Origin of the sequence: Mycobacterium botniense (assembly GCF_010723305.1) — a bacterium.
Classification (GTDB): domain Bacteria; phylum Actinomycetota; class Actinomycetes; order Mycobacteriales; family Mycobacteriaceae; genus Mycobacterium; species Mycobacterium botniense.
In genome coordinates, this window is sequence record NZ_BLKW01000002.1 from 1 (window position 1) to 18,393 (window position 18,393).

General features: G+C 63.9%; 24 protein-coding genes. All 24 read right to left on the reverse strand.

Going from position 1 to position 18,393, the window contains the following annotated elements; translation table 11 throughout:
• Positions 1-728, reverse strand: a 728-nt coding sequence (locus G6N08_RS00160; protein WP_218033320.1) for a hypothetical protein, incomplete at its 3' end; no start/stop codon positions are given.
• A gap of 67 nt (positions 729-795) precedes the next feature.
• A complete protein-coding gene (locus G6N08_RS00165; RefSeq protein WP_163753156.1) occupies positions 796-1,050 on the reverse strand; it encodes a hypothetical protein in 255 nt (84 codons plus the stop codon).
• Positions 1,038-1,580 (reverse strand): hypothetical protein, encoded by a 543-nt coding sequence (locus G6N08_RS00170; protein WP_163753158.1) that lies wholly within the window; start codon positions 1,578-1,580, stop codon positions 1,038-1,040. Before G6N08_RS00170 ends, G6N08_RS00165 begins: the two co-directional genes overlap by 13 nt.
• A 369-nt stretch (positions 1,581-1,949) precedes the next feature.
• Complete coding sequence (locus tag G6N08_RS00175; protein WP_163753161.1) at positions 1,950-2,213, reverse strand: hypothetical protein; 264 nt, start codon at positions 2,211-2,213, stop codon at positions 1,950-1,952.
• Positions 2,214-2,252: 39 nt separating this feature from the next.
• Positions 2,253-3,578, reverse strand: a complete 1,326-nt coding sequence (locus tag G6N08_RS00180) for a Gp37-like protein (RefSeq protein ID WP_163753162.1) — start codon at positions 3,576-3,578, stop codon at positions 2,253-2,255.
• Positions 3,575-3,808 carry a hypothetical protein gene (locus G6N08_RS00185; protein ID WP_163753164.1) on the reverse strand — a complete coding sequence of 78 codons (234 nt, stop codon included), beginning with the start codon at positions 3,806-3,808 and terminating at the stop codon, positions 3,575-3,577. Before G6N08_RS00185 ends, G6N08_RS00180 begins: the two co-directional genes overlap by 4 nt.
• 141 nt (positions 3,809-3,949) lie before the next feature.
• Complete coding sequence (locus G6N08_RS00190) at positions 3,950-4,660, reverse strand: hypothetical protein (protein ID WP_163753166.1); 711 nt, start codon at positions 4,658-4,660, stop codon at positions 3,950-3,952.
• Positions 4,657-5,046: a hypothetical protein gene (locus G6N08_RS00195; protein WP_163753168.1), complete on the reverse strand. Its 390-nt coding sequence runs from the start codon at positions 5,044-5,046 to the stop codon at positions 4,657-4,659. The genes G6N08_RS00190 and G6N08_RS00195 overlap by 4 nt, the downstream gene beginning before the upstream one ends.
• Positions 5,022-6,188: a hypothetical protein gene (locus G6N08_RS00200; protein WP_163753169.1), complete on the reverse strand. Its 1,167-nt coding sequence runs from the start codon at positions 6,186-6,188 to the stop codon at positions 5,022-5,024. The genes G6N08_RS00195 and G6N08_RS00200 overlap by 25 nt, the downstream gene beginning before the upstream one ends.
• Before the next feature lie 54 nt (positions 6,189-6,242).
• A complete protein-coding gene (locus tag G6N08_RS00205; RefSeq protein ID WP_163753170.1) occupies positions 6,243-7,298 on the reverse strand; it encodes a hypothetical protein in 1,056 nt (351 codons plus the stop codon).
• Positions 7,274-9,412, reverse strand: a complete 2,139-nt coding sequence (locus G6N08_RS00210; RefSeq protein ID WP_163753171.1) for a phage tail tape measure protein — start codon at positions 9,410-9,412, stop codon at positions 7,274-7,276. Before G6N08_RS00210 ends, G6N08_RS00205 begins: the two co-directional genes overlap by 25 nt.
• Positions 9,413-9,415: 3 nt before the next feature.
• A complete protein-coding gene (locus G6N08_RS00215) occupies positions 9,416-9,820 on the reverse strand; it encodes a hypothetical protein (protein ID WP_157139269.1) in 405 nt (134 codons plus the stop codon).
• 55 nt (positions 9,821-9,875) lie between these two features.
• Positions 9,876-10,355: a hypothetical protein gene (locus G6N08_RS00220; protein WP_163753172.1), complete on the reverse strand. Its 480-nt coding sequence runs from the start codon at positions 10,353-10,355 to the stop codon at positions 9,876-9,878.
• 114 nt (positions 10,356-10,469) lie between these two features.
• Positions 10,470-11,507, reverse strand: coding sequence for a fibronectin type III domain-containing protein (locus tag G6N08_RS00225; RefSeq protein ID WP_163753173.1), 1,038 nt, complete (start codon positions 11,505-11,507; stop codon positions 10,470-10,472).
• A 70-nt stretch (positions 11,508-11,577) separates the two neighbouring features.
• The gene (locus tag G6N08_RS00230; protein ID WP_163753174.1) at positions 11,578-12,018 is read right to left on the reverse strand and encodes a hypothetical protein; all 441 of its coding nucleotides are present in this window, start codon (positions 12,016-12,018) and stop codon (positions 11,578-11,580) included.
• Positions 12,015-12,377: a hypothetical protein gene (locus G6N08_RS00235; protein WP_163753175.1), complete on the reverse strand. Its 363-nt coding sequence runs from the start codon at positions 12,375-12,377 to the stop codon at positions 12,015-12,017. The genes G6N08_RS00230 and G6N08_RS00235 overlap by 4 nt, the downstream gene beginning before the upstream one ends.
• A gap of 17 nt (positions 12,378-12,394) precedes the next feature.
• Positions 12,395-12,553 carry a hypothetical protein gene (locus tag G6N08_RS00240; RefSeq protein WP_163753179.1) on the reverse strand — a complete coding sequence of 53 codons (159 nt, stop codon included), beginning with the start codon at positions 12,551-12,553 and terminating at the stop codon, positions 12,395-12,397.
• Positions 12,550-13,419: a hypothetical protein gene (locus tag G6N08_RS20390; protein ID WP_246216553.1), complete on the reverse strand. Its 870-nt coding sequence runs from the start codon at positions 13,417-13,419 to the stop codon at positions 12,550-12,552. Before G6N08_RS20390 ends, G6N08_RS00240 begins: the two co-directional genes overlap by 4 nt.
• Before the next feature lie 6 nt (positions 13,420-13,425).
• Complete coding sequence (locus G6N08_RS00255; protein ID WP_003921269.1) at positions 13,426-13,728, reverse strand: hypothetical protein; 303 nt, start codon at positions 13,726-13,728, stop codon at positions 13,426-13,428.
• A 17-nt stretch (positions 13,729-13,745) separates the two neighbouring features.
• Positions 13,746-14,063, reverse strand: a complete 318-nt coding sequence (locus G6N08_RS00260) for a hypothetical protein (protein WP_163753183.1) — start codon at positions 14,061-14,063, stop codon at positions 13,746-13,748.
• Positions 14,064-14,065: 2 nt separating this feature from the next.
• Entirely contained in the window at positions 14,066-15,046 is a 981-nt protein-coding gene (locus G6N08_RS00265; protein ID WP_163753185.1) for a phage major capsid protein, read from the reverse strand.
• A gap of 104 nt (positions 15,047-15,150) precedes the next feature.
• Positions 15,151-15,585: a capsid cement protein gene (locus G6N08_RS00270; protein ID WP_003921273.1), complete on the reverse strand. Its 435-nt coding sequence runs from the start codon at positions 15,583-15,585 to the stop codon at positions 15,151-15,153.
• A gap of 1 nt (position 15,586) precedes the next feature.
• Positions 15,587-16,870 (reverse strand): DUF6582 domain-containing protein, encoded by a 1,284-nt coding sequence (locus G6N08_RS00275; protein ID WP_163753187.1) that lies wholly within the window; start codon positions 16,868-16,870, stop codon positions 15,587-15,589.
• Positions 16,864-18,249, reverse strand: a complete 1,386-nt coding sequence (locus tag G6N08_RS00280) for a phage portal protein family protein (RefSeq protein ID WP_163756471.1) — start codon at positions 18,247-18,249, stop codon at positions 16,864-16,866. Before G6N08_RS00280 ends, G6N08_RS00275 begins: the two co-directional genes overlap by 7 nt.
• Between the last annotated feature and the right edge of the window lie 144 nt (positions 18,250-18,393).

Sequence of the window (18,393 nt, forward strand, 5' to 3'; positions counted from 1 at the left end):
GACACGCGTTGCGGCACCTGCATACCGGCGAACTTGTACTGCAGCACCTCCAGCCGGATTGGGTTGGTTCCGGTGTAGGCGAGACCGGCCCACTTCGCCCAGATCGACATGGCGAGCTGCTCGCCCGTGACCGGGATCGGGTTGCCGACATCGGAGTAGAGGTATGCGCCGTCGGGTTGGATCAGCAGCGAACCGGGGTTGGTGCGCCCGGTGGTGCCGTCCCAGGTGATCTGCGGGCGCGCGCCGACACCGACGCCGCGGTGTCGAAGCCGGGCGCCCACAGCAGTTCGGGTTGATGTCGACGATGTGCGCGCCCGCGAGCACAACACACCGGTTGCGGGGCGCAGCTGGCCGGCGATGTTCAATCCGGGGATGGCCTGCAGCGCGTTAGCGAAGTCCCCGAACGGGTTTCCGGTCAACAAGCCTTGCAGCGAGTTGACCAGCTGGTTGATCGCGTCTTTGCCTTGCGACAGGATCTGCGACACCGGGTTGTTGGTGCCGGAGCCGCCGAACAACTGGACCACGTTGTCGATGGCCTGCTGCACATCGGTTGCGGCGTCGTTGATGTCGGACTGCAAGGTGTTCGACCACGACGACAGCTGCGCGAGCACACCGCTGAGGTTTTGGCCGGTGACCACGCCGATCAACGCTTGGACAACCCAGCGCAGGAATCCCTCTATGAGCTGCTGGCCGATCGCCTCAATCTGCTGCGGTGAACGGCGCAACATTCAAGCGAGCTGCCTGGCGGGTAGTGTACGGACGGGTCCGGTGTCGTCCAATTCGGCGCTGGACTGGTCATGACGACAGCGGCGCCCCTACCACGGTGAACACGCAGCGGCCGGTGGAGTATTCGTCAGTTGTCGCCGCTTGCTGCTCGGCGTTCAAATACACGGTGGCGGACGTTCCGGCGCCGACTTGACCGACCGAGCCCCGTTGAGCAAAGCCCCGAACTCGGGGATGATCACAGGCGCCGGGGCGCCGCGCCCAGCGTGCCGAGCGGCCGATCTCGGCGCCTCCCTGTGTGTTTGGTGCGCCGCCTAGCCGGGCCACAAATCCACCTTCGTGTTCACGGTGCCCGCGACCTCAACGGAGGCGAACACCAGCGGAAGATACGGCTGGGTCTGGGCAGGTATCGTCAGCGATGACAACGTGCGCACTTGGCCGCCCGAGGTTCCGGTGGTGGGTATCCCGGTGACGTTGTAGGCGAACAGGAATGGCAGCGGAGCCGGGTAGAATTTTCCGGTCGCCGAGTTGAACAGCAGCGTCGCGCCGTTGACTAGGGTTCCCACCAGGTCTTCGGCGCTGGCGATGAGGAAGCCGACGGTGCCCGGTGAACCTTGCGGCAGCCCGAGGTCCAGCGCGTACGCGGACGGGATCCCGGGGCCACCCGGCGCTGTTTCGCGCAGGTCGGCGGTAGCGCTGCTGCCCGCGGCTAGCGTGTTGACGTTGCCGATGGCCAACTGTGGTGGGGGACCGGGCTGGCCGGCGGCCAGCGGAGGTATCCCGTTTGCTTGTGCGCCGCCCGGCCCGAACACCATGACAGCGGTTTCGTCGAACCGGGGTCTATCCCCGCCGGCCACAGGACCGGCCCGTAATACAGCACCGAACCGGCGGGGTAACCCTCAGGGTTCCAATTCCATTGACCTAGCGGATAATTCGCACCCTGCGCGGTGATGTCATAGTCAACCAGGATCACCCCGTTCGCCGGCGGTTGCGCGAATGTCAGAGTTGACGGCGGATCCTCGCTGTAGTCAACGCCGTCGTGTTGGCGTTCACCGTTCACATAGACCCGAGTGCTGCCAGGGTAGAACGGCTGCGACGTAGTGAAAACGGTGTTGGTTCCGTTAACAGCCCCGGACGGGGCTTCGCCGTAAATACTCACACCCGCTGCCCTTTTCCTGTTTTTTAGCCGTTGGGGGCGCCGAGCGCAAGCATCAACCCCTCAAACGTCAACTATTTTGCGTTGGATCAATGTCATAGGCGCTTCTTCGCGGCGCCCGTCGCCAACGGACATCGATACGGCACCGTATCTCTGCGTTGTCGATGACTTTGATCTCGTCGAGATAATCGGTGTAGAGGACGCCGCGGCGGATGAGCGACGCCAGTTGGCCGAAAACGTCTTTGAACAGCCGCCACGGCATGCCGTGGTAGAACGTTAACTGCGCCGCCGGGTATCCGTTGGTGTCCCAACCCGCCGAAATGGCCGCGAACATCGTGTCGATGTCGTATGTGGATTGGGTGGGAAAAACCGCTCAGGAAACCCGTAGCGCTCTGCGGTCGAACCACTCGAAAAACTCGAACGCCAGAAACGCGTTGTCGAGCAGCCCGTCAAAAATGCTGTTCGAGATGCCGGTGATCCCGATGGTCATCATCAGAATGTCCACCAGGTATTCCAGGCTGGCGTTTATGAAATCGTTGAGCCACTTGGGTGACTTGCCGCCCAGAATGACCTGCCAGCACACCGGATGGTGGTGGGCGACATCCATCGACACTATTCCCGAGTCGTCAGCGTCAGCGTTGAACACCACCCACGGTGGAACGAAATTCACCCCGAGCGTGGGCGCGATAACGATGTCGGAACCCGGTGGCACGTACTCGTTGTCGGGGTTCAGGAAGGGGTTGAGAACGCCGCCCAGCAGCGAGCCTTCGAGGTCCACCAAATCCTGGACAGCGCCGTCCACCACAGTGCCCGTCGGACCCGTAACTCCAAGGTAGTTGCGCAAGTTGAAGCACAGGGTGGGCGCCTGTAAATCCACAGCAGTCCTTCGGGTTGCGGCTCGCCGGGCATCCACAAATCCATGCTGGGATAGATACCGTTGTCGGCGAGCTGTTGTCGCATCAGCTGCCACAGCGTGTCCATGCGACCGTTGACCTCGATCCATGGCGATGTGTCTGTCAGCGGGTCGGTGGGTATCACGCACACCGGTGGTGACCATTTGCATGAACTCGCTGAGGGAGATGCTGTTTTGCATGAGGATGGTGCCGAACCAGGTGCGCCAATCTAAGTCGAGGGAGCCGAGCGTGTTGAACAGCTCCCAGAGGCCGAGTTGCAGCCGCATACAGTTCTCGGCCACCAGCGTTTTGAACACTGTGATCGCCGGTCCGATGAGGACCGCTTCGGATGGCTGCACTTCGATAGGCAGGAATGGCTGTGGCCATGCGACAATCCGGTCCAGCATCGTTAAGTCGCCGACCAGTTCGCACTCTACGGTCTCGGCGCCGTCGGGGTTGATTTTGTCGTGCGCGACGTCGATGCGCCCCGACCAGCGGCCGGCTCCCCCTTCGAAATCGATCACCACGGGAACGACCGTTGTCTGACAAGTGATCGCAAGCTCGGCCAGCGGGTCTTGTCCTTTGAGCGTCAATGTGCCGTCGGGCAGTTTCAGACGCGGGAAGGTGCAGGTGACTTCGATGTAGTCGCCGCACTGGTATTCGGTGCGGTAATAGTTGTCGAACAGCCGCACATCCATGTTGATCGGCACGGATTCGTGCGGCCGGGCCAATTGCAGCGCACTCGACATCGCCGCGACGGGATCGGGCCCGGTCAGCGTAACCTGTTGCTGGTCAAGGCTGCTCATTCCGGCCACACCCTCATCGGTGTGATAGAGGCGACCATTTTCGATGCCGGGTTGCCGCCGGTGATCGAGCACGCGATAGCCGCTGGCTGCGCGTATTGTGGCTGCGCCACACCGGGAATCGGGTTGGTGTAGTTGCCGGTGATCAGCGACGCCAGCGGGGCGGTCTGCGGCAGCGCCCCAAACGCCGACTCGAACTGCTGCAGCAGCGGCGGCGTTGTTGCCGCTGACAAAGTTGATGAGCGTGTCGAGCAGCGACGGCGACGCCGACTGCGGCGCCTGCGACCGTGGCGGGGTGAGGTCGACGACGCGCGGCAGCCGGGATAAAGTGTTGATCAGCGCAATGTCACCGGCGTTCAGTGGTCCGAACGTGATCATCGTTGTCGAGCCGGGGCCGTTGGCGAAACTGAACGTGGCCCCGTCTTCGGTTCCCGCGTAGCACAGGATGGCGGGCCAGCCGTCCTGGTCACCGATGTTGCCCAACTGCAACCAGCCGGAGCCGAGCCGGTCCACCCCGACGTGTCACGCGGGAAGGTGTCTGTCCACGGCACACCGAGCCAGAACGCGAGATCGTTGCGGATCTTCTGCGTGAACTCCTGATGCAGCACGAGCCGCGGCAGCTGCTTGATCTGATCCGCCCACGGCTCGCCCCAGCGGGCCGGGAACCACCAATAGCCGCGGTCAACCGTCCAATATTCCAGCGAGCCTTGCAGATTCGGGTTCCACGCACCGATCCACTCCGACACCAGGCGCGACATGCCTTGCGGGGTGGTGGCATGCGCCTGCAAACGCATCGTCAAGTTGCAGGTGTCATACATGGTGTAGGTCCAGGTGACGCCGGGCTGCCGCGCTCCTTTGAGGTCGATGTGCTTGAAACCTGGTGTGACACCGGATAATCCGTCCACCAAGAGGATGCCGTCTTGGATTCCGGGCCACGGCGCCTCCGGCCCGCACAGCGTGAACTTCGAGTTTCCGTCGGGGCTGGTGAACTTGATAGTGGGTATTGCGCCGTCCAGCAGATCGGCTGCGCCCTGGGGCAGAATCGTGGCGTCGTTGGTGGCGTAAATCAGAGGGTAGGTCGTCATCGCGGCAATCCGTACGGCCTTGGGAATTGGCGTCCGGCAGTGTTGGACTGCGCGGTTTGCTCGGTCATTAACCGTTGACGGAACTCGTCGGGGTTGTTGGCTTGCACGACGATCGGCGCGTTGAACTGCGAGCCGATCCGGTCCCCGTTGTGCACGTCGCCGCCGCTGGCCGGGGTGAGCGGCTGCTGGGTCTGTCCCGCGGTGTTCGGCGTTGATGGGCGCACACCCGCGATACCTGTCAACAGGCGGCCAGGCAGTGTTTTGCCCCACTGCGACAGCGGGCTATCGGACGGGATCAAGGTGCTGAGAACGCCTTCGGCGGCGATGCCGCCCAGCTGGCCGAGGTAGCCGCCGGTGCGGTTCAAGTCCTGGAAGGCGACCTGCATCCCGGCGCCGGCCGCGCTGCCGCCGGGAAACATCGAACCAGCTGAAGCCGCCGCCGACTCGGCGCCGATGATGCCGCCGCCGAAACCGAGCCCCGGCGAGGTGGCAGGTCTTGGCCGGGAAGCCGCTGGGATGCGCCGGGTTTGGCGACACCTTCCGGGGTGTGCGCGGAGCGGTCCTCGGCCGACACTTCGCTGGCCTGGGTGCCTTTGTTGCCCGGGCCCGGCGATTTCGGCGCGCCGACCGGCAAATGAGGCTGCCCGCCTGACTTCTGTTGCGGCGCGGCCGGTGGTTTCGGCGTCGGCGGCGGCGGCTGCGTCGGGTCACCGCCGCCGACCAAATAGACCGCACCACCGTGATTGCGATGCAGGGCATTACGGAACGCATAGACCGCGTCCTGGCCGCCCATCGCGCGCACGTCGTCGGCGGTGAGCACGTGTTCGCCCGGCGACAGCCACGCTGGGATGATGTCGGTGCCGGCCGGGCCGCCGAAGCGCGGCGCGCATCCATCGGCGCGAGATTCACCGCCCGGATGGGGCCCCATCGGGTGCGGTGGCATCGGTATCGGCGCGTGTGCCGTGGGCGGGCTGGCGCCCAACACGTTTGACAGATCGAGCTGTTGCCGATTCGGCGGGGCTGTCGCTGGGCCGCCGAGCATTCCCGGCAGACTCAAGCGTGGCCCAGACGCCCGGCCGGTAATAACTCGGAGATATGTCTCGATTGCCGGAGGTACCGGCTGCTGAGGCGCCGGGATCCCGGCGGCCTTGTCAACCACGCCGGGCAGCGTTGGGAACGGCCCGAGCTGAGGCAGGGGACCGTGGGTCAGCGCCGGCTGCGGGGGCTGGAACATCGCCGGCGCCGGTGACGCTGGCCCCGGCGGTGCTGGCGTCGGTGGTGCTGGCGTCGGCGGTGCGGAAGATGCTTCGGGCGCAGCCGACGCGGCGCCTGTGCCGGTCGGCGAACCATCGGCCGGTGGGGCCGTATCGCCGTCGGCTCGCCATCCGGCCGTGGCGGCGCTGCTAGGCGGCAGCGGTGTGCCGTAGTCGCCGAGGTCTGCGTAACCGCCGGGAGCGCCGAAGTCCAATCCAGCGTCCAAGCCGTAGTCGGCGCCCACTGCGCTGGAGCGGATGGCGTTGCCCAGCATGGCGCCCTCTATCGGGCCGATCGCCAGGTCGGCGAGGAAGGTGACAAGCCACCCCTAAGCCTTTGACCCCGCCGGAGGGCCGAAGCCTTCCGCGAGCGGTGCGCCGAACCGCAACCCGCCGAAACTGTTCGCGCCACCGCGCAGCGGGTGAAAAGCGCCCCGCTCGGCGTCTTCGAGCTTGCGCTGCGCCAGATCGCGCTCGGTGTGCAGGTGCTCGATCTCGTGGTCGAGCCGATCCCGCTCGGACTGCTTGGCGGTTGCTTTGAGTTCGTTGCGGCGTTCTTCGGCGTCGTGAATCTCGTTGTCGAGATGTCGCAGCCGTTCCCGCGCGGCCGCGACTTTCTCGTCGTCGCGCGTGTAGTAGCCCGGCTGGCCGCCGGGCCCGGTCCCGGGCGTTGCGCCGGCCGGGATGCCGGCCCCGCCGATGCCGCCGCCGCCGAAACCTCCGGCGCCCCCGCCGAAGCCGCCGCCTGCGCTGTAGCCGGGTGGGCCTTGCAGGTCGCCGATCGGCAAAAACATGTGATGGTCGAACTGAGGGCTGTTCGCGCCCGCAGCGCCCGCTCCGACAACGAAGTTCCCGTGCGAGCCGCCGGCTTCGGCGTTCTCGCCGTCCGACAGCGTCATGGCGGCGTGCCCGGCGTTGCCGCCGCCGTGGTCGTACCAGCCGACGCTGATCGTGCCAGGGCCGCCGATGCCGGGCCGGAACCCCAGCGACGCCAGCCATTGGCCCATGTTGACGGTGGTGGGCAATCCGACGTTAGGGATGCCGAGCGCGCCGGCGATGACGCGGCCCACCATCCCCGAGCAGTCGTGGCGTGTGGCTTGACTGTAGGGCGTGCCGATCATCGAGTAAGCGGCCTGCACGTCGGGTCCGATGGCTCCCCCGCCTTGACGGTGCAGCGCGCGCCGGAACGCGTACACCGCGCCGTGACCGCCCATCGCGTCCACGTCGTCAGCGGTCAGGACGTGCTCGCCGTCTGCGCCCCAAAACAGCGCCGAGTCTTTGCCTTTCGGCCCAGGAGCGCGCAGCGGGCCACCGCCGGAGTGGCCGGCGAGCTGATGGTAGAGCCCTACGCCCGCGCCGCCTATGCCGCCGATGGCGGTTCCCAAGGCCCGAACACCGATCCGAGGGCGGCACCGGTCGCGGCATCGGTGCCGACCACGGCCGCGCCGTGCCAGAACCCGCTGGGACCCGTCGCGTGTTGCAGCGCGTCACCGCCAAGCTGCGCGCCGAGAGCCAAGGCGCCCCTTGGCGAGACGTCCCAAAGCGCCGCTGAGGCGCCCGTCGAGGCGGTGGCCGCGTCCTCCTCGGCGACGATCGTGCCGAGCCCGCTGGCGATTGGCGCGAGAACGGTTTCGGCGATCTTGGCGGCCTTGAATATCGCCCACGCGCCGCCCAGCGCGCCGAGCGCGTCGATGACGCCATGCATGATGCCTGGATGCTGCGCTAGGGCGTTAGCTACGTCCTTGACGACGTTCAGGGCGGTCGTCGCGGCGGGCAGGAAGTCGTTACCGATCGCAATCGCGGCCGCCCCGAACGCGGACTTGGCCTGGTCTAGCTTGGCGTTGAATGTGGTCTGGGTTTCGTGGAAACCCTTTACGGTGCCGTCATGTTCGCGGACGGTGCCGTCGATCTCTTTGATTTTCTCGTTGGCTTTCGCACCGTTCTCGCCGGTCGTCTGGAGCGCGACCTGCAGGGTTTCCTGGTCTCCGGTGAGCAGTTTCAACGCCTGGTCGTAGCCGATCTGGTCGCCGATGCCCGACTTGATCAGACTGCTGAAGCCGGCCAGCTTGTTGTGCAGCGTGTTCCACTGACTGACCTCATTGGCCAGCTCGACGTTGAGGCCGCCGCGCGATTTGCGGAAGTCCTTGTACGATAATGTGCCGTCTTTGATCTGCTGGGCGACCGCTTTCGCTGCCGGTGACAGCCCGTTGAACGCCTGCTCCTCGGCCCTCGCTAACTGCGAGCTTTGGTAGCGCACATCAAGATTGACTTTGCCGTCTTTGGTGTGTTCCTGCACGGCGCGCTGCAGAAGTTGCATGGTGCCGGCGAGTCCGCGCTCGCCTAGGTGATCTTGGATGTCCTGCGCGTCAAGACCGAGAGCGCCCATCATGTCACGCATCTGTGCTGTCGGGTTGAGCATCTTCTGCATGGCGTGCGCGATAAGCTCCGATGCGTGCTGCGCCGAGTCGCCGGACTGTGTCATTTGCGCGGTCACGCCGTACAGGTCAGCCATCAAGTGATGCAGTTGTTCAGCGTTGAGTCCCTGGCTTTTCCCGATGTTGGCGAACAGCGGCTCAGCTGTGTGCAATGCGCCTGCGAAATCGGCGAAATTGCTTTTCGCCATCCCAACGGCCGACACCATTTTCGACATGACATCAGCGGCGTGCTCGGGGCCGTATCCGAAGTCGTTCATCGACGTGGTCAGACCGGAGAGGACTTCTTTGAGGTCTGCGTTTTCCGACTTGGCGCCCTGCGCCGCTGATTTGAGCACGTTCACGCCGTCTGCGCCGCGATACCCGGCTTTTTCCACGTTGTACATCGCGTTGGACAACTCTTGCGCCGAGTAGCCGACTTGCCCTGCCAGCTTGAGGATCCCGTCTGAGACGGTTTTCAGGTTGGCTGCCGTCTCTCCCGCGGACGCGACGAGGCGCTCCTGTGATGCCTGGAAATCGCCGGCCTTCTTAGTGGTTTCGACGAACGCCACACCGAGGCCAGCTACGGAGGCGACACCGATCGCGTTGAACACCTGGCCGGCGCGGCTGGCCGAGGTCGCGCTCTTGTCCATCGCGCTGCCGAGCCGGCTGTGCGCGGCCTCGGCGGCGACCATCGCATCGACGTGATCACGTTGTGCTTTCGATGCGCGGGCATGCGAGTCGGCTAACGCCACGTTGGCTGCAGCGGCCTTGCTGCTGTCGGCGCCGTATTTCGCGGTGGTCTCGTTGAGCCGCTTTTGGGCCACCTCGACTTGGCCCATCGACCGCATCATGCGCCGCGCGGCTTCTTCCTCGGCGGCTGCCGCAGCACGGTATTCGTCCTGCAGACCACGCAACGCTGTGCGCGCGGCGCTGCCGTCGATCGCCGACAACGCTCGTGTCAGCGCGCCGCCGAGGCCGCGTCCGATGTCGTCACCGGCGCGGCTGAAAATCGCTTTCGCTTCGCGGGCGGCCAGTTGGGCGGCCGCGACATCGAGCCGTGACTTGACATCTAAATAGACCGGCACGGCTCACTCACCGCCTTTCATACCGTAGAGGCCGACGCTTATGTGGCTTTTAGCGCGCCGCACTAACTCAGCGCGCTCTAACTCCTTGCGCTCAAGCAAGATCGCGTCCAATGGCTCCAACAGCGCCGCGATGTCTGGTTGCGGAGCGCCACGGTCCGCGCGTAAAGCCGCCAACTCACGGGTCATGCGCGCCAACAGTTTCCTGTCGTACGTCCAGTCGATGTAGGTGGCGATCACCTTCACGTCTTTGGGAGGAGCCCCGGCGGCCGGAATTCTTAGCAACTTGCCGGTGAGCTGCTTGTCCTCGCCGACATATTCAGCGACACGGAAGGTGCGCTCGGATGCTTCTTTAAATTTGGAGTTCTCTGGCAGCCCGTCGAGCAGCGCGAGCATTTCTCGGCTGCTCATCGTGCCCTGATGCCACTCCGCTATCCGCCTCCGGCAATGAATCTGTAGGTCGGCCTCAATCTGTGTCGGAAACAGCCTCCACAATTTGATCGCCTCGGTCACTTTTGGGGTCGGCTTTGCGCCGCTCCGCAAGCTCCCGGCCCATCTTCTGCCAGATCAGGGTCACGTCGACAGCGCGACCGCCGGCGGCCTTGAACGCCTCGTAACGGTCCCCGAAAATCGCCCGCGCTAACTGAATGTGGTAGTTTTCCACGAGCACACCGTTTTTGCGGTTCGGTTCCTTGAGTTCGCCGCGGCGGATAACTTTCCCGTTCTCGTCGATTTCGTCGTCCTCGCGGTCCCACGATTCCACTTCGAGCTGCAAAGCGTCGTAGCGGGCCAGCTGCTCGTCGTCGAGCAAAGAAGGGTTGGGTATCTCGAATACCTCGCCTTTGGGGGTGATGATGCGCTCGCTGGCGGTGAATCCCATGTATTCGGCGGCCTGTGCGCGCGCCGCCTCGAACGAATCGTGACTGTGGGAAACCTGCTCCTGCATAAATGTGTCGCCTGCCTTGTTTGTCCTCTGCGCGGGTCTGCGTGGATCGCCGCGGCGGCCCGGCCACGGAGACAAACCGGCCGCCGCGGGCGCGAATGTTCGTGTTGCGTTGTGTCAGGACGCGGTTGAGGTGAACGGAGCCGACTGCGGGCCGGTCACTGTGGCGTTGGCCCCTGTCGCGGTCACCTGAATCGCGTTATACGTGGTCGATGCGGTCAGGCCCGAAATCGTCAACGTCGTCAGGCCGCCCGACACCGACGGCGAACCGGACAGGGTTGCCGCCGACCACGCGCCGGTCGGTGTCTGCTGAATCTGCACCGAGTACACCGGGGACGTGATGTCGATCGGTGTCGGGAACGTGATCGTCGCATTGAGGCCGGTCACCGGCGTGACCGCGGGAACCGCGGTCTCAAACTGCAGATTGCCCGCTCCCAGCCATGCCGTGCCGGCGCGGCACACCCACATCGTCTGCTTGGTGAACGGGTCCGGCAGCACTTCGTAGGTGAGCTCCGAGGAATCCGGGTTCTTGCGGGCAAGCTCGTTCTTGCCCTTCTTGTCGGTGATGATGCGCGGGAACACGCGCGCCACCAGGTTCGCGTCGGTGTCAACACCGATCAGCACCAGCGTGCGCTCGCGTGGCGCATCGGTGTTGCCGCGAGCCACACCGTAGCCAGGTGTGCCAAGCGCCGGGATCCCCGTCAGCGGGAGCTCGAACTTCAGGTAGTCGATCAGCGGGTTCGACTCGATCGGCGTGAAGTTCACCTTGTCGTCGAGCTTGGTCAGCACGTTACGCACCGAGCGCACCAGCTGCGCTGATGGCGTCTGCTGCAGCGTTTGGTCCGGGGTCCAGTCGGTGGCGTCCTCTTTCAGCAGGCCGAGGTCGTAGAAGTTCACAGCACTGTTCGGTGACGTGACCAACAGGTCGCCACGGATCGAGACGTTGTCGGCGGCGAACGGTGTGAACAGCTGCGCGGGTCCGCTGGCGGTTTGGACGGTGCCGAGCCCGACAGCCGGTGACGCCAGGTTGAACGTGCCGGTCGGGTCGTAGTCGCGGATCAGCCCGTGGGTGATCTGCCAGTACCGAACATTCAGCGGGTTCAGGTTGTCTTCGAGGACTTCGGCCCAAGTGCCGCCGGTTGCGGGAAGTGTCATGATATTTCCTTTCGGGGTGCGATAGCGTCAAAGCCGAAAAACAGCAAGACGCGCAGCGGGTTTTGCGCAACTATGCGGAGAAGCGCAAAGGCAGAAAGTATCTCGCGTAGTACCGTTTGATGAACGGGTCTTCGTAGGGTTGGTAGACCGGCATCTGATGTGTTCGCGGCCCAAGACCGCTCACCGTCGCGGTTTCGCCGCTAGGAAGCCTAATAATGTCCCCCATTGTGAGGCTAATGATCTGGTGGTGGGCTTTCCACGCCCACTCGTCACACTCGGCTATCGTGGCGGCCAGCGTATGCACGCTGATGATCGCGTTGCACCAGTACTTGTCGTCGTTGCCGGCGATGCCGTTGACGAGGTAGTACGGCAGCGCGACATCTGGCTCGCTGTCACCGGATCCGGCTCCCGGCTGGGGGCGCTCAGGACCGACACCTGCTGCGCCGAGCGGCAGCAACACGCCGATGCCGACCTGTGTCGGTGATGGCGTCGTGCCGTAGTTGAGGCTCACCGGCCGCGCCTGCCACGTGATCGTGCTGCTTTGAACGCGGCCGAGCGTGCGATGCGGGCCTGCCGCACGTCGCGGGCAGCGGCCGCGATCTCATGCGCCGCGGCGCCTTCCGCGGACAGTTTCGCGAACCGCTCCAGCTCTGCGCGCAGATGCGCGTGCGCGTACGCGACACCCTCGTCGGCCATCGAGTCGCGGCCGGTCGACGAAAACGATGGGCCGCCTTCGGCGCCGAACATGGCGGCCGCTTTGGTGAACGGCGCGTACTCGGGCATGTGGCTGGTGCCGATCTCAATCCACACGGCTTTCTTGTCGCGGGAGATGACACGGCGGCCGCCGTCAGGCAGCGGCTCGACGTGCACAGCGTTGCGGGCATCTCCTATTTCGCCTTCTGCTGGCGCCGCCCGGTGCGGTGGCCGGTCACCGAAAACCGGGTGAGCGCCTTCACCTGCTCGCACACCTCGCGCGCCAGCTCATCCACCGCGTCTTGCACTTCCGCGCTGGCCAGCCCGGCGGCGAACTCGTCTTCGACGCTCACCCTGCCCTCCATTCGCAATTGACCAACACGTGATCGGGCAGGCCATCTATGTCGTAGTGGATTTGCGGCAGCCCGAGCACCTTGTAGTCGCGCTGGGCTTGCGGGTCCGCGCGTCGCGGCCTGATCCAACACGAGTTAGTGATCGTCGCAGCGACTTGGTCGCCGTTGTCGTCCACACCGGGCACGCCGACACCAGCAACGTATGGCAGGAACGCCCACGCCTGCTCGGCGCTGGTGATGGTGTCCGTTTGTTTCTCGATCGCGGAAATGTGTGTGACCGGCTCAAATACGCACCCGTAGACCCATACCACCGACTCGGTTGTGATCGGCTGATTCATCGCGTCAACTCGACCGGTGGGCGCTTTCGTGACCACGCCCAGCGTGTCGGCGCCGGGATAGCTAGTCATTGTCGTATTCCCACCAGTCCCAGCCGAGGTTACCGAACTGGTCCGACCATTGGGTCGGCCACCCTTGCTCTTGGTCCGCGGCGTAAAATCGTTTGGGCGGCACGATGACATGGGCAGCGCCTCCAACGGGATCCCCAACAGCATCTTGTGGTTGTCGGTGAACTGGAGCGCTTTCATCGGGTCGGTGAAGCTGCCACCCTCAATGCGGTGCCCAACGGTGCGGGAAAACTGGCTGAGCTTGCTGTACCGCTGATAGCGCACGGCTGAGCTGACCACATCCCACACAACGAACTGCGCGGTCGGGTCGGTCGATGGCAACCCTGCGCCTTGCGGCCCGTTGGCGTATATCCACTGAGACGCCACCTGCAGCAGCAGGTGCACGATCGCCTGCTGCTGCGCGGTGAGCGGCGGCCCGTCCCACAACGCCAGGAACTCCTGCAAGTTGAGAAACGGAATCATTCACATTCACCAGCCCTCGATAAGCCGCAGCTCAAGCTGTGCGCCGGGGCCGTCCGCTATCGCGTACAACGGCAACTGCTGGCCGTTGCACGAGTCAATGAGGGGCAGCCGGCATATTTGGCCTGGCAGCAACCGGATACCGATCTGCTGGGGTTCTAGGGCGGCCGGGGCGCCAGCATTGACCACAACATTCGGCGCGGCGTTCCTATCCCCCAAACCGGCGCTGGAGTTGAGCACCAGCACCGCCGCAACGGGAGGCAACGCGATCTCGGTCACCGTCTCGCCGACGCTGATTGCCGGCGCGGTCATCCTGTCAGCCTGTCAGCCTAGAAGGTCGACGAGTTCTTGTTTGGACAGTGCTTCCAGTGCACGGCGGTCGTGGTTTTGGGCGACGCCATATTCAACCCACGTCTCCTTGGGGCGACCCGCGGCGGTTTTTTCGGCTCATCCGGTTCGGGCTGCTCACTGCCGGGACTGGCGACGGTCGCGGGTGTGTCCACTTCCTCGACCAGCCCGTGGGCGAGGAAATGAGCACGCTGCTCATCATCAAGCCACGGCAGCCAGCCGCCGGCGTAAACGTGATGGTTGCGGCCTGTCTGATCTTTGGCCACAACCAGAGGAGCGATCACACGGTAGCCACTCATTGTCAGAATCCCGTGATTTGGACGCCGGCTTTGGGTTCGATAATGATGGGAGTAGTGACGCGCCGGGCCCGGATACGCCAGCGGTCCTGTTTGTCCTCGCGCATCGTCTTCACCTGAATCATGGAGCGACCGTCGTCGTCGCCGCTGTTGTCGGACTGTGCGCCAACGTAGCCGGGCGCAGGCAGCCGCTCGTCAACCATCGCGCCGAACACCTTTGCGTCGAGAACCGCAACATACGGTGTGGTCGGCAAGTTCGGGGTTGATAGCCATTTCTTCCCCGCGATATTGGCTTGGAAGCCGATTCCCTGGAACACCGGCATTTCACGCACCCCGTGACCGAAATCTTCACGTGGCAACAGCAGCGCAAGCGTCGGGTCGGAGATCGCGGTGGCGAACGTGTTCAGGTCACAGAGCACCGTGTCAGCGATGTAGCCCTGTTTCAGCGCCCTCATCTGCTCCTCGGCGAGGAGGATGTCACGCAGAATGTTCGGGGCGCCTGAGCTGCCATTCCACGGCTTCGACGCGGGCTGTGTGGCTGTGATGGCGGCGACCACAGCCGACATCACCACCGAATCGACTTGCGCGACCATGCTGTTGACGAGCTTCGTGAATGCCCGCGACAGCACGTCGAAGTTCTGCCGGCTGATGTCCTCATCGGTGATGATCGTGTCCAGACCCCACTTGACCACGTTTGCGATCTGCGCCGGACCTGTGGGAATCGGAGACAGCGGGTATTCGTCGCCGGGTTGCACCGCTTGCGGGGTGTTCGCGGCGAAGATCGACTCGATCTGCTCGTAGATCACCGCGCCGTCTTCGGTGTAGAACTGGCCCGTCAGAACCTTATCGCCGACGAAAATCTGGTCGGCTATCGTCCGAAGGGCGCGCAATACCATCAACGGATCGTTGAGATAGCGGCTGATCGAGTAGACATCTTGGGTTGCTAGATTCCCGGTAGGGAAACCGGGTGGTTCGAGGAACGGCATCTCGACCTGGTCCTTTCCTTAAACTGGTGCCGCGCAACAGTTTTTCGTGGATAAAGAAAACCGGCGAAAACGGTTTTTCGCCGGTTTGGGGGTTTTCGCTTCCGTTAATGCTCGGCTAGGCGCACAACAGCAAAACCATTCGACGCGGCGCTCCAAGCCCTTCCGATGATCTGGGAATACGTAGTGTTCGAGCTGGCGTCGGCAACAGCCCCGCTGGCTGCTGCCTGAACAGGATCGCCAGCCGAGATCGATCCGGATGCGGCGAGCACGTGAACGCCACCGAAGTAGACGCTCACCGGCTGCCCGGCGACCGCGTTGTTCGCCGCGACACCAACCTCTGCGGATGTGGCGTCCGAGGTGGGCGCCACGGTCGGGGTGACGGTGCCTGAATTAGGCTGGCCGCCAGCAACACCGGGCGTGCCGGGAACCAGAGTCCCACCGGTGATCTGCACCAGTTGTCCCGCTGTCACCGCCGACCCGGCGACGCACGACGCCTGGGTGCCGGCGACGTAGAGGGGCACATAATCCTGTCCTGCCATGTCAGTTCACGCTCGCTTTCTTGGTGGGAATACCCAAAGACGCCATGATCCGCGCGTGCACACGTTCCTTGGCTTCCTGCTCAGGGTCGGGCGCTGCTTCGAAACCGACCTGTCCGCGCACACCCTGATGGCCGATCTCGCTGGTGGGAATCAAACCAGCGGCCAAACTTTCGAGAACCTGTTTGGTGCCTTCCCGGTCTGCTCTCAGCGAGTCCAGCCAGTGCTGCTTGCGGGCGGGCGCGATCTTGCCTTGCTGAATAGCCGCCATCACGATCCGCTCATCTTCTTCGGCGATCTGCCGGGCGCGGGCCTCCACACCCTGGGCGGCGGCTGCTTTCAGCTCGTCGAGTTGAGCCTGCTCGATCTGCACCAGGCCGTTATCCGCGCCGCTGGCGGTGACCTTCGCCGCGTCAGCGCGTTGTTTCAGCTCCGCTATTTTAGTGAGGATGGTGTCTTCGTCTGCCGACGCGTCAACACCGATCGCCTCCGCAATATCGGGTGAGAGAGCCACTATGGAGCCCCTTTCTGTGTCAGAATTTGTTGCTGCTTCGGTCTTGCCGCCGTCGTCATCGTCGTCGTCGTCGCTGATTTTGATGCCGAACTTCTTCGCAGCCGACTTGATTCGGTCCTTGATCTTGGCCAATTCTGCTGCGCTGTAATCTTTTTGATTCTTCGGCATATTGATGTACGCCCACGCTGCGCGAACACGCTCAGCGGTGTCGATCGGGTATTTGCCGTTCTTCGGGTCCGCGTACTTGACGTCCCCGTACGGCCGCGGGGCGTCGGAACCCTGGATCACCAGCTCGATCGCCTTGCCGCCCATGCGCCCGGCCGCGGCGATGTCATACAGTCGGGCCACGTCCTGCAGGCTTTGCAGCGACTCGACACCGGGACGTGTCGCGCCCAGCAGCGCCAACCCGGTCAGCACGAACTCGTGCACGCTGCCATCAGGCGCGGTGTAGTCGTACAAGCCTTCAATCGACCGGGACGGGTACGCGGACGGAAGAATCTCGGCCAGCCACTCGGGGACACCAACCATGTCCCCGATCAGCGCACGACCGTCCTCAGATGCCCGCAGATTGTCCAGCCATCCCACAGCCGGGTCACCGGAAAACCTTGGATCGTTGTGCCCCAACCTGATTACGGGCTTACGCAGGATTCCTTTCTCGTGGGCTTCGATGGCGGCCGCTATTTCTTTTTCGGTGCATTCCCATTCGCCGGTCGATAGATTCCACTTGCCTGTGCGCATCAGCTCCACGCCGGGAACGGTTACGAGGTTCACCATAGTCTCAACGCTCCTTCGGGGTTGCGCGGCGATCGCCTCGCGCTGGCGTCGGCTTTCGGCCGCGACGAAAACGGTTTCTCCGGTTTGGCTGGCCGAGTCGGCCCGGTGTCCGGGGGCTCGGGAAGCGGGTATTGCGCATCATTTTCGCGTTGCAGTTGCGGGTCAATGGCAGGCAAACCCATCTGCTGGCGCTCGAAGGCTTCAAGCCGCGGGTCGGGTGTGATCAGGCCAGCGTTGACGAGCATTTGCAGCGCGGCGGCCGAAGCGTCCTGGCGTGAACCGATCTCCTCGCACACTAGCATCGGGCACGGCTCGTCCTCACCGAAATTGATATCCACCAAGTCTTCGACGATGTGCGCCTGCGCGGTGTCGCGTATATCGTCGGCGACCTGCTGCACGCCTTCGCTAAACGCGTCAGCCTGAACGCTGGCCAGCGCGTAACTTCCGCCGCGGTCAAGGTTGAGGAAATGTGCCAGTGCGGCCAGAGCCATCTGCTTGTCGTGATACTCGACGGCCTGCCGAATAAAACCAGAGGGCAAATTGCCTTCGACGCCAGCCAGTTTGAACTGGGCTCCGAACGGCAACGCCACACCGGCGTTGTTGCCGCCCCGATACTGACGTGCGACGTCCAAATACGGCTGCAGCGATTGATCGCCTACGCTGGCTTCCGACACCGATTCAGGCGCGATCACCACCGGGACACCAACACCGTTACGCCGCGCAGCTGTGGCCTCGATACGAATGAACTCGTCTTTTAGCAGCCAATGCTTGTACGCGGGACGGAACAGGCTGTTTCCGATCCACTGGCCGGGATCCGGGTCGCGCACATACACCACGAGGCGATTGACCGGAATCTGCAACTGCATCCCCTGCATGCCTCCGGTCACCCCCAGGGGAGTCCCGAACGATGTGCCGGGCGGGAATTGGGTTATCCCGATCAAGCCGCCGTCTAAATCGATGTCCCAATACGCGATCGTGGACGACGGCCGCGGCGCCAGCTTGCGCAGATACGCGCGGCCATCCTCTCCGATCCGATACACCTGCTCGAACACTTGGTGCCCGTACTGCAAATGCCGCAACGCCAGCTTGAGATGCCCCGACCACGAAAACCTGTCCCTAATACGAGGTTTCGGCTTCGACTCGTCCGCTCCCGTGACAGGCAACCCCAGGTTAGCGGCGACAAACTCGGTGACCTCATCGCGCGCACCATTGGGGTCGATTCGCCACGCGGTGCGCAACACCGGCAACGCGATCGCGTAATACACGCTGGCAAGGCGTGAATCTTCCCGCCACATGCGCGTGTAAGTGCGGACACTGTTCGGCCACAGCAGCTCTGGAACCTGCTCGAACTGGTCCCACTGCGAAAACGCCGACAGCATGCCAGGGAACGGGTTGGCGAACCCGGCTTCAGTCACCGGCACCGCTGTCTTCGTGTTATGTCCGGCTACACGTCGCGGAAGACGCTTCGCGGGGGCCTTAAGTGTTGCTGTAGCGGGAATATTGCGCTTCGGCGCCATATATCC